Raw genomic sequence first — 14,085 nt, forward strand, 5'->3', positions numbered from 1 at the left:
TGGGAATCCGGTCCCCGTGCCGCCCGATGGGGAGCGTGCCGAGGAGGGAGCCCATGACCAGCACCGAAGCCGCCGTGCCGGCCGAGCAGGACCGCACGATCACCACCGACATCCCCGCCCGCCTCGACCGGCTGCCTTGGTCGCGCTGGCACTGGACCATCGTCTTCGGACTCGGCACCGTGTGGATCCTGGACGGCCTGGAGGTCACGGTCGTCGGGAACATCGCGAGCCGGCTGTCGGAGCCGGGCAGCGGCCTGCCGATCACCTCCGGGCAGGTCACCGGCATCGCGGCCGCGCTGTATGTGGCGGGCGCCTGTGTCGGCGCCCTGTTCTGGGGCCGACTGACCGACAAGTGGGGCCGCAAGAAGCTGTTCATGATCACCCTCGCGGTGTATCTGGCGGCCACCGCCCTGACCGCGGTCTCCTTCGACACCTGGTGGTTCCTGCTCTTCCGGTTCCTCACCGGTTTCGGCATCGGCGGCGAGTACGCGGCCATCAACTCAGCGATCGACGAGCTGATCCCCGCGAAGTACCGGGGCCGCGTCGACCTGATCATCAACGGCAGTTTCTGGCTGGGCGCGGTCGCCGGTTCGCTGCTGTCGATCGTCGCGCTGAACACGGACATCTTCGCGGCGGACGTGGGCTGGCGGCTGACGTTCGCGCTGGGCGCCGTCCTCGCCCTGGTGATCCTGCTCGTCCGGCGGCACGTCCCGGAGAGCCCGCGCTGGCTGCTGATCCACGGCCGGGACCGGGAGGCCGAGGAGATCGTCACCTCGATCGAACGGCAGATCGAGGAGGACAAGGGGGAGCGGCTGCCCCGGGCCGAGGGCGAGCTCACCATCCACCAGCGCCGCAGCGTCTCCTTCGTCGAGATCGCCCGCACGGTGTTCTCCTCCTACCGACGCCGCTCGGTCCTCGGCTTCTCCCTCTTCATCGGGCAGGCCTTCCTCTACAACGCGATCACCTTCGGCTTCGGCGCGATCCTGACCAAGTTCTTCGACGTGCCGAGCGGCAACACCGGCTACTACTTCGCCGTCATCGCCATCGGCAACTTCTGCGGTCCGCTGCTGCTGGGCAAGCTGTTCGACACGGTGGGCCGACGGATCATGATCTCCTCGACGTATCTGCTCTCCGGTGTGCTGCTGTTCGGCACGGCCTGGCTGTTCGACCAGGGCGCGCTGACCGCGACGACCATGACGGCCTGCTGGTGCGCGGTGCTGTTCTTCGCGTCGGCGGGCGCGTCGAGCGCCTATCTGACGGTGTCCGAGGTCTTCCCGATGGAGACCCGCGCGATGTCCATCGCCTTCTTCTACGCCCTCGGCACCGCCGCCGGCGGCATCAGCGGCCCCCTGCTGTTCGCCGAGCTCACCGACACGGGCAAGGTCGGCGACACGGTCCTCGCCTTCTGCATCGGCGCGACCCTGATGTGCGCGGCGGGTCTGGTGGCGGTGTTCCTGGCGGTCAAGGCCGAGCAACGCTCCCTGGAGGACATCGCCCAGCCGCTGACGGCGGCGCCAACGAAGTAACGCGAGGCGACGACATCGGGCGGGCCGACGTCGGGCGGATCGGCGGCAGACGGGTCGGCGTCGGGCGGGCCGCGCGAGGCCACCGCCCGAGGGCGCGCGGTCGGCTCACGCGGGCGCCCCTTGGGTGCCCCTCGGCGCCTCCTACTCGGCGTCGCCCCCGGCCCGTCCCCGCTGCCCCCGCCGGCGCAGCAACAGCAGGCCGCCGACCAGGGCGGTGAGGCCGGTGGTCGCGGTCCACGCGACGAGGTCGGTGGAGCCGGTGGAGGCGAGGCCGCCGCTCTTCGCGGCGGCGGCCTCCGCCCCGGCCGCCGTCGAGGCGGAGGGCGCCGCCGAGCCGCCCGAGGCAGCCACTCCGGCCCCGGACGAGGAGGGGGACTGGGCCGAGGACTGGGCCGGGGACGGGGACGAGGTGGCCGCCGATCCGCCCGCTGCCGATCCGCCCGCACCCGTCGTCGCCCTGTCCCGGGTGAACGCCAGTGTCCCGAAGCCGAGTTGGTCGTAGCCGCCGCTGTTGGGCCCGTAGTCCCCGCCGCCGCCCTCGGGCGCCGCCTTGGCGGCGATACGGGTGAGGTAGGACGCGGACAGCCCCCGGCGCTTCGTGTAGTGGTTGGCGATCATCGCCCAGATCGGCCGGGTCATCGCCGGGTCGACGGCGGCCGCGTCGGAGGCGGTCTCGCGGCCCGACCAGCCGCCCACGGCCCCCTTCGCCCGGGTGTTGGCCGTATAGCCGACCTCTCCGCCGAGGCTCCACTTGGCCACGTACTGGGCGCCCTTGAGGAAACGGCTGTCGTCGTGGCCGTAGAGGTCGATGCCCTGGTTCCAGGCCATCTCGCAGAAGGTGCCCATGAGACCGACGCCGAGCAGCGCGTGCCCCTGGTCCCGGCCCGCCTCCAGCCACTCGGCGAGACCGTCGTCGTGCACCACGGGGATGGCCTTCTCGACGGCGCCGAGCCCGGAGCCGTTCTTGAAGTACTCGACGGCCTGCTCCACCTTGGCGCTGTCGTCGCAGAAGATGCCGGTGGCGAGGACGCAGGCCATCGCGGTGAGATCCCAGTTGGGCCAGTAGTTGGTGACGACCGCGTTGTTGTGGTCGGTCAGGAAGCTCTCGCTGAGCGGCGAGAAGACCGTGCTCAGCATCCTCTGGAAGCGTTCCAGCTCGAAGTCGGGCCGGTCGCGCACGAGTTCGGCGGCGTTGGCGGCCTGGTAGCCGTAGAGCCCGGCCGCGAGGAACCGGTCGGCCGAGCCCGCGAGCGAAGTGAGCTTCGCCGACCAGGCGTTGAGGATCGCGACGGCCGTGTCGGCGTAGGCGCTCTCACCGCTGATGTGGAACCGCAGGCCGTTCTGGTAGGCGGCGTGGAGGTCGTTGTAGAGGATCGCGTAGTTCTGCGGCGAGCCCGAACCCCGGTACACGGTCGCCTGCGGGTTGGCCGTCCAGCCGCTCTGTGCGTGCCGGTTGGCGGTGAGTCTGGCGTATCCGGCCGTGTAGGGCGCGGCGCCGGCCTTCACCTTGGCGGCCATGCGGGCCAGGTCGGCGCCGGTGTGCAGCAGGCCCGGGTGCGCGTATCCGACGGCGGCCGCGGGGGCCGCGGGGAGGGCCGCCGCCACACCGACGGCGCCGGCCGCCGTGCCCGCGGCCTTCAGCACGCCACGGCGGCTGACCTGCCGGACGCTGACGTGCCCGCTGCCGGTCTGTTGACTGCCGTCCTGCCGGGGGTCGTTCTGGCGGAGGCCGTCCTGTCGGGGGCCGTTCTGGCGGAGGCTGATCTGTGCGGGTCGGTTCAGGTGCGGTTGCGGATGCATGCCGGGGAGACGGCCGAGAGGCCGGGCCGATAACGAAAACCTGGCCGTCGGCCGGCCCGGGGTCAGGCCCCCGTCGTCGACCCCGGCCGGACGATCATCAGAATCGTCACGGTCGCCCACAGCAGGTTGAACACCCCGGTGAACATGGCCAGTTGCACCGTCGTCTCGCGCGCCCCCGTGCCCTCGACGAGCACCTCCTGTCGGGGCAGCACGAGGACCAGCAGCACTCCCGCGGCCAGCACGGTCAGCACGATCGACGTGATCAGCCAGGGGTCGCCCATCACGCCCATCGCGCCCGCCGTGGCGAACCCGAAGACGGGGACGGCGAGGCCGACGGCCGCGTACACCTGGCAGATGCGGTGCAGCAGCCGTACGGTCTCGCTCGCGCGGGCGTCGTCGGGCGCGGCCAGGGCGCGGCGCGCGGCGGGCGGGAACATGCTGGCGGCGACGGTGACGGGCCCGATCGCGACGATCGCGGCGAGGACGTGCACGGCGAGGAGGAACTTGGTCACGCCCCGACGCTAGGCGGCAGGGGCGACCCGCAGAAGCGGCGGAAATGCCAGGGGGCGACGGGTTCTCGCCAGTGGGGGGTGAGCGTGTGGGTGTGGGCGTGGGTGTGGGCGTGGGGCGGCGGGCCGTGAGTGGGGGTGCGGGGCGGGTGCGGGGCGAGGGCGGGGCGCGGGCGAGGCGCGGTCCAGGCGAGGGCGGGGCGCGGGCGGTGGCCGTCGGCGACCAGGGGGGCCGAGGGGGCCGAGGGAGCAGTGGTGGCCCAGGCGGCCGAGGGGGCCGAGGTGGCCGTAATCCGTCGTGTGCCTACCCTCTTGCCATGCACACCGTCGCCGTACTGGTCCTGGACGGGGTCGTCCCGTTCGACATGTCCGCCCCGATCGACGCCTTCGGTTGGCCGCGGCTGCCCGACGGGCGACCGGCGTACCGGGTCAGGGTCTGCTCGCCGTCCCCCTCCGGGGAGGTGAGCGCGGGGGCGTTCACCGTGCGGGCGCCGCACGGGCTCGAGGCGCTGGCCGAGGCGGACACGATCATCCTGCCCGGGGTCGCGAACCCGCCGGACGAGCTGCCGATCGGCGTCGCGCAGGCCCTGCGGGACGCGGCGGCGGACGGCACCCGGATCGCCTCGGTCTGCGTCGGCGCGTTCCTGTTCGCCGCGACGGGCCTGCTGGACGGACTGCGCGCGACGACGCACTGGATCGCGGCGCGTGAACTGGCCGAGCGCTACCCGAAGGTGACGGTCGACCCGAACGTCCTCTACGTCGACAACGGCCAGTTCCTCACCTCGGCGGGCGCCGCCGCGGCCCTCGACATGTGCCTGCACATGATCCGCGGCGACTACGGCTCGGCGGTCGCCGCGCAGGCGGCCCGGATGTGTGTCATGCCACTCGAACGGGAGGGCGGTCAGGCCCAGTTCATCGCCCACGACCTGCCGCCCGCACCGGCCGGGGCGACTCTCGAACCCGTGCTGGCCTGGCTGGAGGACAACTGCGGCCGGGAGGTGACGCTGGAGCAGATCGCCGGGCGGGCCGGTATGAGCGCCCGCACCCTCAACCGCCGCTTCCGCGAACAGACCGGCACGACACCGCTGCGCTGGCTGCACAGGGCGCGGGTGCGGCGCGCGCAGTACCTGCTGGAGTCGACGGCGTACCCGGTGGAACGCATCGCCACCCAGGCGGGCTTCGGCTCCCCGACGGCCTTCCGCGAACGCTTCCGCAAGGTGGTCGGCACAAGCCCACAGGGGTACCGGCGGGCGTTCCGCTCGGGGGAGCCGGACAGGGGGCGGGAACCGAGCTCGGGGGAGTAAAGATCGTATAAGGTGATCCGCCGAACGTCTTGGTCAACAGCGACGGCAGGGATCTCAACGGCATGTTCCGTACTGTTCGCGAGTTCCTCGAGATCGGCGCCGGCGCCGCCGACCCGCGCCCGGGTCAGATCCAGGACCCCGTCATCAAGCGGCTCCAGTCCGGCCGTACGGTGGCCGGGCTCGCTGCGACGGGATGGATGCTGGTGTCCTACCCGCTCGCCGAAGGGCGCGCGGAGTTCGTCCTGGGCAAGCTGGTGGACCTGGTGGCCGGCTTCGGAATCCTCTGCGTGGCCGGTCTGGTCGCCGTGGCGGTCTTCATCACCGCGACCCGTCCTCCGCTGCGTCGTGTCTACGTCAGCCGTCTCAAGGCGCCGGGAGAGACGCTTCGCGCTCTGCTGATCGGCGCGATCCTGGCCGGTGGCGGCGGCACGCTGCTGGCCAAGTTGCTGCGGGGAGAGATCATCCCGTGGAGCGACATCCACTCCCACGGCATCCTCGCCACGGTGGCGGCGTTCGTGCCGTTCCTCGTCCTCGTCCTGCCCCTCTGCCTCGTCGTCGTGGTCATGGGGGGATTCTCGGTGCTCAGCTGCGTCTGGTACTCCTTCAACTCCTGCTTCCGCCTCGGCGACGTGCATGAGCTGCTGCCCGCGCTGATCTCCCCGGTCCTGGTGTGGTCCCTGTTCGTCCTGAGCTGCCTCGACGGCCCCGAAGTGGCCGCCCCGCCGCTCGTCCTCTACCCGTTCCTGCTGGGCGGCCCCCTGTCGGTGACTCTTCTGTCGGTGTGGGAGACACGACGGCTGAACCAGCGGTACGGGATGACGTTCACGTCGGCGATGGGACGAGGGCCGGAGTGGACGCCGGAGCCGGAGCCGGAGTGGGAGCCGACGCTGCCGGTAGCGGGCCAGGACCCCGGTCACGGGGCATCGCCGTATACGGCGCCCTCGGCCCCCTACCCTCCTTACCCGCCGTCCTCCTGAGATCGGCCTCCGGTCAGGCGTGCCGGTCGGCGACCGCCCACGACGCGAGGGCGACCGCGCCGGCCACGCCGAACACGGACGGCCAGGCGCCGACCTTCTTCGCCAGCGGATGCGACCCCGCGAAGGCGGCGACGTACGCGACGGTCAGCGCCCCCGCCGCCTTCCCGCCCGCCTGCTGCCGCCACTGCCGCGCGGCCGCGGCCCCCGCGACGGCGAGGACGGCCCCGCCCAGCGGCCGCTTCCTCGTCCACCGGGCCACGCCGTACCCGCCGACCAAACCGCCCGCCGCGATCACCGCACTGGGAACCTTCGCCATGTGTGCCTGCCCTCTCCTCGGTCGCCCCGAGGCTAACGCGCGGGCCCGCCGACACCACGAACATGAGCCGAGGCTTGTCAACTTTCCTCTCGCGAGCTATATAAGAAGGCGTAGGGCATCGCACCCAGCACTTAGGAAAGGAGTGACCCGTGATGCTCATGCGGACCGACCCGTTCCGTGAATTCGACCGACTCGCCCAGCAGTTCTTCGGTCCCGGCACGGGAACAGGCACCGACCACCACCCCGCGGCGATGGCGATGGACGCCTACCGGTCGGGCGACGAGTTCCTCGTCCACTTCGACCTCCCGGGCATCGACCCGGAGACGATCGAACTCGACGTCGAACGCAACGTCCTCAACGTGCGCGCCGAGCGCCGTTCCCCCGCCCCCGAGGGCGCGGAGCTGATCGTCGCCGAGCGGTCGACCGGCACCTTCACCCGCCAGCTCTTCCTGGGCGAGACCCTCGACACGGACCGCATCGACGCGTCCTACGAGGCAGGTGTCCTGACCCTCCGCATCCCGGTGGCCGAACAGGCCAAGCCGCGCCGTATCCAGATCACGGGCGGCGCGAGGAACGACCGCAGGCAGCTCAGCGGATGACGGGTGCCTGACGGGACTCGGGGGAGCGCCGAGGCACCCACATCCCGACGCTCCCCTGAGCCCCTGAGCCCCTGAGCCCCTGAGCCCCTGAGCCCCCGCACCACCGGGCCCCGAGCCGCCGCACGAGGAAGTCCCCTGCCGAGCGCGGGGCCCGGGAGGAAGTCCTCGCCGTGCCCGCGCCGCCCGGCGTCTTGGGCTAGCCGCGCCCGGCCCGACGCCGCGCTCCCGGTTCCTGACCGCTCTTGTCCACGACGGCCCGTTCCAGCACCGCACTCGTGTCGTAGACCGTCCCCGCCTCGGCCCGCTCGGTGTCCCGGCTGAAGACGGTACGTACGCCGAGGTAGTCGAGCGTGCCGGGATCGAAGATCCACTCGGTGCGGGTGCCGTGCCGGGTGTCCTCCCGGGCGATGGCGATACCGTGCCGGCCGACGGCGTCCACCGCGTCGGCCACCTCGGTCACCCCGGGAATCCGCGCGGTGGCCTGGTAGAACGCGGCAGCGGTAGCGGACGGCATGATCTGCTCGCCGACGAGATCACCGATCCGGCCGAACACCTCCTGATCCTCGTCCTCCCCCTGCTCGACGCGCGTATCGGCGTACAGCAGCTTCAACAGGGCGTCGGGGTCGGTGGGCAGCGAGGCGAGCCAGGCGTAGGTGGGCCGGTCGAACCCGGCCGGCACCGCGGCGTCCTCCGGATCCGTACCGTTCGGCACGCCGACCTCGATCGGCCAGTCCTGCCCGTACTCGCGGATCAACCCGACGTCGGTCACGGGCCCCTGCCGCTGCGAGAACCACACCTGCCGCTCGTGCATCTTCCCGAGCTCGACGGGTCCGTCGAAGACGCCCTCGTTCCCGGCGCCCTTGCTGCGCACGTACACGAACTGACCGTCGTCCACGGGCTCGACGTCCGTCCGCAGGGCGACGGCGGCGATACGGTCGAGGGTCACGACCGCGCCACGGCTCCCGCCCGCCGTGCCGCCCGCCGTGCCGCCCGTCGTGCTGCTCGCACCGGGCCGGCCCGCGGTACCCCCGTCGCCCCGCCCCGCGCCGATCCCGACGGTGAGCCCGGCGGCCAACGCGACGGCGACGGCGACGGAACCGGCGACGAGAGCGGGTCGCGCCGGCCGCCGACGGGGCCGGACCGGCGAAACGCCGCTGTCTGTCTCGTGATCGCGGTCGATGAGCTGCATCAGAACGTCCTTGTGGTGGGAGCGACGCCCGGGAGGCAGCACCTGCTCGACGGGACCGGCCGGCAACAGCCGGGCCAGTTCCTCGAGTTCCGCGCGCTCCTCCTGCTCGGACCCGGCGGGAACGGCGTTCATCGGGCTTCCTCCTGAATGGGCAGGACCGCGAACGCGGTCTCACTCTCTACCTCTCCGCGACGGGAGCGGGGTTCCGCACGCGGTTCCGTACGCCGCTCGGCACGTCCCTCCATACGTCCCTCCGTACGCCCGGACTGCCGGGTCTCCCGCTCGACGATCTCCCGAAGCCGGGCACGGGCCCGGGACAACCGGGAGCGAACGGTCCCGACGGGCACGCCGAGCGCCTCCGCGGCCTGCGCGTAGTCGAGCCCGCCCCACACGCACAGGGCGATGACCTCCCGCTCGTGCCGCCGCAACCGCCCGAGCACCCGCCGCACTTCGGCGAGCCGACGGGCGTCGTCGATCCGCCCGACGACGTCCTCGGCGAAGTCGCCGACCGCTTCGTCCCCTCCGGAACCGGAAGCCGTACCGGCTCCGGCCTCGGCCCGCCGGGCGAGGAAGGCGAGCCGCCGCCGAAGACTCCGGTCGGCGTTGCGCGCCTTGTTGGTGGCGATACCGAACAACCAGGGCCGCAACGACCCGCCCTCGGCCTCCACGGCCCCGCGCCCCCGCCACGCGGCCAGGAACGTCTCCGACATGACCTCCTCGGCGGCGGACCAGTCACCGGTCAGCCGGAGGGCATGGTTGTACACGGCCGTCGCGTACGACTCGTACAACTCCCCGAAGGCGGCCCGCTCCCCACCCCGAACTCGCGCCCGCAAACGCCCGTCGTCGTCACGGTCGTCGCCACCGTCATCGTCTTCGTTGGAACTCACACATGTACCTCTCCGGGACCGCACAGAGAGTTCCCGTGGCGTGGCTCACACTCGCCACCGCATCCGACACCCCGTGTGCCCGCCCTATCCGTCCAGGTGGTCGGCGCCGGCGGGAGCTTCAGGGCCGGGCTGAGGATGGGCCAGGCGACCGAGCAGGGCTACGGCGTCGTCGAGAGGCACCGGCTCGAAGAAGAGCGCGTCCGCGTGCTCGACGGCGGCCATCGCGCGGGGAGCCAGTTCGGCGCCGGTGTCGGTGACGCGCAGCCGTTTGGCGCGGGTGTCGGCCGGGTCTACTTCCCGCTCGATGAGCCCCTTGCTCTCCAGGGCGCGCAGAACCTGGGAGGTCATCTTGACGTCGGTGCCGGCCTGGCGGGCGAGGGCCAGTTGGTTGGGGCGTTCGCCCTGGTTGTTGAACCACCAGGTACAGGCGAGCAGCACGAACTGCACGTGGGTGAGGCCGAGGGGCGCCAGGGCCGCGGCGACGTCACGCTGCCAGCGCAGAGTGGCGTGCCACAACAGGAATCCGGGGCTCTCGCCGGGGCTGAGAGCCATCAGCGCAGGGCCAGTTCGACCAGCGAGGCCATGGTGTCCGGCCAGTCGGCGGTGATGCCCGGGCCGATCTGAGGGCCGATCTCGTCGGCGCCCGTGCCGGTGATCTCCATCCGGTACACCACCCGGTTCCGGCCCTGATCGATCCGGTCGATCCGGTGGCTGGTGCGCAGCAGCAGGTCGCCGAAGCGGGCCTCGTCGACGAACAGTTCGCCTTCGACCGCTTCGGCGATGCGCAGCACGATCGGGTCGTCCCCGGGCGGCGTCATCGTGATCTGACTGCCCACCGCGAACGGGCCACTGATCTCGATCTTCTCGATCTCGGCGTTCCAGGCACCCCAGTGCTCGACGTCGGCCCAGAGCCCCCAGATCGCCTCAGGCGTGGCACTGGTCTCGATGCTGTGCTCGCACGTCCACATGCGGGGCCTCCTCGATCAGATGATGTATCCATAGATTATCTGCGCGCAGACTATCTGTCGAGTGGCAGGCATGACCCGCATCGTGCGGCGCGCGATCACCTCCCGTTCGTGCCGCCACAACCGGGCGAGTGCCCGCCGTACTTCGGCGAGCCGAGGGGTGTCGTGGCAAGGGCGAGCAGCCGTCGCGGACTCCGGTCGGGGTTACGCGTAGGCCCGATCTCCCGGCCGGTCCCGGTACCGGCTTCGACGCAGCGGGACCGCTCCCCCGGATCAGTGTTTTCCCGGCAGGGTGATCCGGCCGGTCATGAGGACTTGGTGGTTCGCGAAGAGGGCGTTGAGCTCGAAGCGCCGACGGATGTGCGCCGTCCACGCCGCGTTCCGCAGGTCCGTGTACGACGTGACCACGCGGGCCCGGCTCGCCTGCGTGAGGATCCAACGGGCCTGGTCCGCGCCCAGGGTTCGCCCGCCCAGGTCACGAGCGAGCCGCCACAGTTCCTCGCCGTCCGTCTGCTCGCCGACGACGGTGACGATCCCGATGTCCCCAAGGCCGCGTACATCGCTGGACCGGGTGGTGTAAGCGACGCTGAGGCCTTCCAGGGGGAAGACGGTGACGCGGCTGGTGGCGGTCAGCACGGTCAGCGACACGGGCATGGGTCCGTTCTGGCGCGGCGAGGGGCGGGCCGGCCGAGGGGACGGCCGGCCCGCGTGGGAGGGGAGGGGAGGGGGTGTTCAGCAGCAGGGGCCGTCGCCGCAGCAGGCGGGCGGGTTGCACTCGGCGGCCGTACCCCACAGCCGTTCGTCGACGTCGAAGCCCGCGGCCCGGATCCTGCCGACGACGTCGACCATGAGCCCGCGTGTGCGGACCTTGGACTTCGGCTGGTGATGCAGGAAGTAGCCGAAGCTGCGCTCGCACCAGTCGGCGTACCACCCGGTGTGCAGGATGAGCGTGTGCCATCCGGGGTCGACCTGCTGCGACGGCGCCATGCTCACGCCCTCACCGCTCGACCCCATGACGAAGACGAGAGCGAGGGCCTGGTCGACGACCCGGTCGGCGACACAGCGTTCCAGGCCGTACTCGTCGGCGCAGAACGAGGCGAGAGTCTCGAACTCGACGTCGGTGACGAGGGAGCGGCCGGTTCGGATCTGACTGGTGACGGTGGTGGGGGCCATGGGGTGAGCTCCTTCGAGACGAAACGTGAGGTCCGGCCGCCGGCCATGGGGGCCGTTGACTTGCCTCTCACCGCTCATCGCCCGTCAGCTGCTTTCCGGCGGCGATGAGCCGTGCGAGGTCGAGGGGGCGGCACAGTTCGCCCGCCGAGGGCATGGGCACGGCCCAATAGGATTTCCACGTACCGGGTTCGAGCGAGACGGCCTGCGGTCTCGGTACGCCGAGACAGGAGCCGAGGCCCAGGCACTTCACGTCCAGCGCGCGCCATTCCATGACGGCCATGCGCCACCTGGTGGGCATGCCGGCGGGGACGAGAGCGTAGTACCGAGCCCGGGCCCCCCGCGGATCGCAGATGACCGGACCACCGTCCAGGACCTCCTCGAGAAACGAGTCGACGTCTTCGCGCCCATAGCGGTCGGCCACGGCGCGCACGAGGTCCTCCGGCAGGCGTACGGCCGACATGAGGGTGCCGAGGGGCAGCAGCGCGATGCCCCGCTCCGTCCACTCCGCCGCCGCGCGGCCGGGTACGGGGTGAGCCGACAACAGCCAGTAGGCAGTGGCCAACTCGCGAACAGCGCGGGTGTGGACACGGGTCCCTGCTTCCGGCGGGGCGGGTTGCGGAGCCCGAGTGCTCGTGTGGTCCCCTGCCATATCCGGGGAGGCGGCAGTGGTCGTCACGTGAGTGCCTCCACGAGTAGTCGTCCACCCAAGCCACATGTGGAAGCGAGGGCTGTTGGGTCCGTGAGGTGGCCGGAGCATTCCGGGCGCTCCTGCCATCCGTGCTCGCCAGGCGAGTACTGGACCGGTGGACCGGCAAGCTGCCAGCCTGGCGGGTGCAGGGTGGGCAGCGGCACGTCGTCCAGTCCGTCAGTGAGACCCGCGGTCAGAAGCGGCCAGGACCACCTCACCGCGACATCCACCAGGACGGGTTCTAGTCGCCGACTGCCCGGGTGTCTCATCGCTCCGAGCGAGGGGAGCACCGGTCCCTCGGCTACGTGCCAGTGCTCCCCGTTGGAAATGTGCGCGAGCTCCTCGGCGGCCGGGGCACGGCGCACCTCTGACGGGTTTCGAGTGCAGGCCAGGAGCCAGTCCCGGCTTGCCTGCCAGGTGGACCAGGCGGGCTTGATGACCATGACCGGGACGTTAGGCGGCGCGATTGTGCGTCCGCGCGTCGATTGCGCGTGATTGCGCGAGCCGGTGTGCCGCTTGCGGCTGATTGCCTACGGGAGGTCCAAGGACGCTCGCGCACGGCCGATCAGCCGACGCGCGGGGGGACCGTACTCGGCGGACTCGGCCAGCCAATCCCAGGCTCGTTCGTACAGCTGAATGTCGTCCTCGCCGTTGAGCCACAGCTCTTCGCTGATCGTCTCGACAATGACCAAGCGCCGGTCGTAGATCCAGAAGGCATGTGGGGCCGTGCGGCGTAGCTGCGCACCGAAAGGCAGGATGCCGAGCTCGATCCGGCTTCGGCCCACCAGGTTGTACAACCGGTCCAGTTGCTCGGCCATCACGTCGGCGGGGCATGAGCGGTGGTACAAGGCGGCCTCGCACACGAGGAATCCGAACGACTTCGCGGGGTCGTACAGAGCCTCTTGGCGGCGCATCCGGGCCTCGACGGCAGCTTCGGTCGTCGGCGTGATGCCCCGGAACTCCGCGTTGGCGTCGAAGATGGCGCGGGCGTACTCCGGCGTCTGGAACAGCCCCGGAACGCGTGAGACCTCAAGACCGCGGATCCTCTTCGTGACTTCTGTCTGCCGGACGGCGATCTCCTGGCGGCCTCGGTGTCCGCCGGCCAGCTGGCGTCGCCATGAGCGGTGCCGTTGTTTCATTTCCAATCCGGCCAGCAGACCTTGAAGTTCAGCCTCGGCATCCGGTCGACCACACGCCGACGCCCATGCAGTCAAGTCGGCTGGTGCGGGGGTCTGTTTACCGTTCTGCAGACGGGAGACCTTGGAAGACTGGCAACCAAGCTTGACGGCAAGAAGCCTGCCTTCCAGACCGGCCTCGGTGCGCAACTCTCGCAGTCGCGCACCAAGTGCTTCTCTGGCGGTCTGGAAGTCCGTGCTCACATGGGGGAACGTACCCGCCCGGCGAACTCTTCGGAACGGACGGCATGGTGCCAGGCGGCGTCCCGGACCTGACAGGCGGCAAGGACTTCGGTCGGGTCTTCGGTGACGTACACACCGAGGGTGGTGTCACAGTCGTCGAACGCGAAGCGGACGAGGATCTCCGAGTCGAAGAGCCAGAAGTCGTGTTCCGGCAACCGCAGTTCCTGTGCCTGGGCGCGGGTCAGGTTGCGGATGTCCTCGCCTGCGGCGATGTTGCTGGGCGCAGTCGCGAGGAGGAAGCCCTGTCCTTGGGTGGGCGGCTCGTCGACGACGCGGACACGCTCGAACCGCTTGCCTTGTGCCGTCTGCGTACTGACGTTCTCCCGCCAGGGGTTGTCCGGATCGCGAGAGACGTCTTCGCCCGTGAGGAACCGGGCCCACTTGGGGCTGTTGCGGTCAGAGGCATAGCCGCGGCGGGTCTCCAGACGCCAAGCGGTGTGCTTGAAGTCCCGGAACAGTCCGGAGACGGAGGCGAACGGCTGGAGCGTGGGGTCATCACTCCTGGGCGCATATCGGGTCAGCAGACTTCGGGGAACGCGGACGAATGTCTCCGATTCCTTGACGTCCCGCAGCTGGACCAGGTGCTCCGGGTCGGTCTCTCGCTCACCCTGGACGAGCATCTCGTCCGTACCCTCGATGTCGTACAGGGTGGGACAGTCGCCGTCCTCGCTGGTCGTGCCGATGAACCTAAGCGTCATGCTCGCCCTCCGTCTACGGTCGTTGGAGTCCAGGAT

Annotated in this window: 16 protein-coding genes; 4 read left to right on the forward strand and 12 right to left on the reverse strand. The window is 70.9% G+C overall.

Annotated features, from left to right (window positions below; genetic code table 11):
- The first annotated feature begins 53 nt into the window (after positions 1 to 53).
- A complete protein-coding gene (locus ACIRPU_RS00125) occupies positions 54 to 1,526 on the forward strand; it encodes an MFS transporter (protein ID WP_403859533.1) in 1,473 nt (490 codons plus the stop codon).
- Between the two features lie 141 nt (positions 1,527 to 1,667).
- Here the strand turns inward: ACIRPU_RS00125 and ACIRPU_RS00130 are convergent, their stop codons facing one another.
- Together ACIRPU_RS00130 and ACIRPU_RS00135 are read right to left on the reverse strand one after the other, a co-directional pair.
- Positions 1,668 to 3,326, reverse strand: coding sequence for an alginate lyase family protein (locus tag ACIRPU_RS00130; protein ID WP_403859536.1), 1,659 nt, complete (start codon positions 3,324 to 3,326; stop codon positions 1,668 to 1,670).
- Between the two features lie 62 nt (positions 3,327 to 3,388).
- Positions 3,389 to 3,838 carry a hypothetical protein gene (locus tag ACIRPU_RS00135; protein ID WP_171397530.1) on the reverse strand — a complete coding sequence of 150 codons (450 nt, stop codon included), beginning with the start codon at positions 3,836 to 3,838 and terminating at the stop codon, positions 3,389 to 3,391.
- Positions 3,839 to 4,152: 314 nt separating this feature from the next.
- Here ACIRPU_RS00135 and ACIRPU_RS00140 point away from each other — a divergent pair, with 314 nt between their 5' ends.
- Positions 4,153 to 5,139 (forward strand): GlxA family transcriptional regulator, encoded by a 987-nt coding sequence (locus ACIRPU_RS00140; protein ID WP_403859539.1) that lies wholly within the window; start codon positions 4,153 to 4,155, stop codon positions 5,137 to 5,139.
- A gap of 62 nt (positions 5,140 to 5,201) precedes the next feature.
- Positions 5,202 to 6,116: a hypothetical protein gene (locus ACIRPU_RS00145; protein ID WP_403859542.1), complete on the forward strand. Its 915-nt coding sequence runs from the start codon at positions 5,202 to 5,204 to the stop codon at positions 6,114 to 6,116.
- A gap of 13 nt (positions 6,117 to 6,129) precedes the next feature.
- On the opposite strand, the gene ACIRPU_RS00150 is transcribed toward ACIRPU_RS00145, so the two are convergent.
- The gene (locus tag ACIRPU_RS00150; RefSeq protein ID WP_385674075.1) at positions 6,130 to 6,432 is read right to left on the reverse strand and encodes a hypothetical protein; all 303 of its coding nucleotides are present in this window, start codon (positions 6,430 to 6,432) and stop codon (positions 6,130 to 6,132) included.
- Between the two features lie 152 nt (positions 6,433 to 6,584).
- Between ACIRPU_RS00150 and ACIRPU_RS00155 the strand changes: the two genes are divergently transcribed.
- Entirely contained in the window at positions 6,585 to 7,031 is a 447-nt protein-coding gene (locus ACIRPU_RS00155; protein ID WP_355701738.1) for an Hsp20/alpha crystallin family protein, read from the forward strand.
- 196 nt (positions 7,032 to 7,227) lie between these two features.
- Here ACIRPU_RS00155 and ACIRPU_RS00160 read toward each other — a convergent pair whose 3' ends face one another.
- The 9 genes from ACIRPU_RS00160 to ACIRPU_RS00200 form a co-directional block, all read right to left on the reverse strand.
- On the reverse strand, positions 7,228 to 8,352 hold the full coding sequence (locus ACIRPU_RS00160; RefSeq protein ID WP_403859545.1) for a CU044_5270 family protein: 1,125 nt from the start codon (positions 8,350 to 8,352) through the stop codon (positions 7,228 to 7,230).
- Positions 8,349 to 9,053: an RNA polymerase sigma factor gene (locus ACIRPU_RS00165; RefSeq protein ID WP_403861516.1), complete on the reverse strand. Its 705-nt coding sequence runs from the start codon at positions 9,051 to 9,053 to the stop codon at positions 8,349 to 8,351. Before ACIRPU_RS00165 ends, ACIRPU_RS00160 begins: the two co-directional genes overlap by 4 nt.
- Before the next feature lie 138 nt (positions 9,054 to 9,191).
- Complete coding sequence (locus tag ACIRPU_RS00170) at positions 9,192 to 9,659, reverse strand: MarR family winged helix-turn-helix transcriptional regulator (RefSeq protein WP_403859548.1); 468 nt, start codon at positions 9,657 to 9,659, stop codon at positions 9,192 to 9,194.
- Positions 9,659 to 10,075 carry a polyketide cyclase gene (locus ACIRPU_RS00175; protein WP_403859551.1) on the reverse strand — a complete coding sequence of 139 codons (417 nt, stop codon included), beginning with the start codon at positions 10,073 to 10,075 and terminating at the stop codon, positions 9,659 to 9,661. Before ACIRPU_RS00175 ends, ACIRPU_RS00170 begins: the two co-directional genes overlap by 1 nt.
- 270 nt (positions 10,076 to 10,345) lie before the next feature.
- Positions 10,346 to 10,726, reverse strand: coding sequence for a hypothetical protein (locus ACIRPU_RS00180; protein WP_403859554.1), 381 nt, complete (start codon positions 10,724 to 10,726; stop codon positions 10,346 to 10,348).
- Positions 10,727 to 10,804: 78 nt separating this feature from the next.
- The gene (locus ACIRPU_RS00185) at positions 10,805 to 11,245 is read right to left on the reverse strand and encodes a hypothetical protein (protein ID WP_384111874.1); all 441 of its coding nucleotides are present in this window, start codon (positions 11,243 to 11,245) and stop codon (positions 10,805 to 10,807) included.
- Between the two features lie 67 nt (positions 11,246 to 11,312).
- Complete coding sequence (locus ACIRPU_RS00190) at positions 11,313 to 11,807, reverse strand: hypothetical protein (protein ID WP_403859557.1); 495 nt, start codon at positions 11,805 to 11,807, stop codon at positions 11,313 to 11,315.
- A 656-nt stretch (positions 11,808 to 12,463) separates the two neighbouring features.
- A complete protein-coding gene (locus ACIRPU_RS00195) occupies positions 12,464 to 13,312 on the reverse strand; it encodes a helix-turn-helix domain-containing protein (RefSeq protein WP_403859560.1) in 849 nt (282 codons plus the stop codon).
- Positions 13,309 to 14,049 (reverse strand): DUF6879 family protein, encoded by a 741-nt coding sequence (locus ACIRPU_RS00200; protein ID WP_403859563.1) that lies wholly within the window; start codon positions 14,047 to 14,049, stop codon positions 13,309 to 13,311. The genes ACIRPU_RS00195 and ACIRPU_RS00200 overlap by 4 nt, the downstream gene beginning before the upstream one ends.
- Positions 14,050 to 14,085: the final 36 nt, after the last annotated feature.

It is taken from the genome of Streptomyces sp. NPDC102259 (assembly GCF_044766465.1).
GTDB lineage: Bacteria > Actinomycetota > Actinomycetes > Streptomycetales > Streptomycetaceae > Streptomyces.

Bases quoted from the DNA above. Each gene is read 5' to 3' on its own strand.
- ACIRPU_RS00125 (WP_403859533.1), top strand. From the start codon at position 54: ATGACCAGCACCGAAGCCGCCGTGCCGGCCGAGCAGGACCGCACGATC.
- ACIRPU_RS00130 (WP_403859536.1), bottom strand. From the start codon at position 3,326: ATGCATCCGCAACCGCACCTGAACCGACCCGCACAGATCAGCCTCCGC.
- ACIRPU_RS00140 (WP_403859539.1), top strand. From the start codon at position 4,153: ATGCACACCGTCGCCGTACTGGTCCTGGACGGGGTCGTCCCGTTCGAC.
- ACIRPU_RS00145 (WP_403859542.1), top strand. From the start codon at position 5,202: ATGTTCCGTACTGTTCGCGAGTTCCTCGAGATCGGCGCCGGCGCCGCC.
- ACIRPU_RS00150 (WP_385674075.1), bottom strand. From the start codon at position 6,432: ATGGCGAAGGTTCCCAGTGCGGTGATCGCGGCGGGCGGTTTGGTCGGC.
- ACIRPU_RS00155 (WP_355701738.1), top strand. From the start codon at position 6,585: ATGCTCATGCGGACCGACCCGTTCCGTGAATTCGACCGACTCGCCCAG.
- ACIRPU_RS00160 (WP_403859545.1), bottom strand. From the start codon at position 8,352: ATGAACGCCGTTCCCGCCGGGTCCGAGCAGGAGGAGCGCGCGGAACTC.
- ACIRPU_RS00170 (WP_403859548.1), bottom strand. From the start codon at position 9,659: ATGGCTCTCAGCCCCGGCGAGAGCCCCGGATTCCTGTTGTGGCACGCC.
- ACIRPU_RS00175 (WP_403859551.1), bottom strand. From the start codon at position 10,075: ATGTGGACGTGCGAGCACAGCATCGAGACCAGTGCCACGCCTGAGGCG.
- ACIRPU_RS00180 (WP_403859554.1), bottom strand. From the start codon at position 10,726: ATGCCCGTGTCGCTGACCGTGCTGACCGCCACCAGCCGCGTCACCGTC.
- ACIRPU_RS00185 (WP_384111874.1), bottom strand. From the start codon at position 11,245: ATGGCCCCCACCACCGTCACCAGTCAGATCCGAACCGGCCGCTCCCTC.
- ACIRPU_RS00200 (WP_403859563.1), bottom strand. From the start codon at position 14,049: ATGACGCTTAGGTTCATCGGCACGACCAGCGAGGACGGCGACTGTCCC.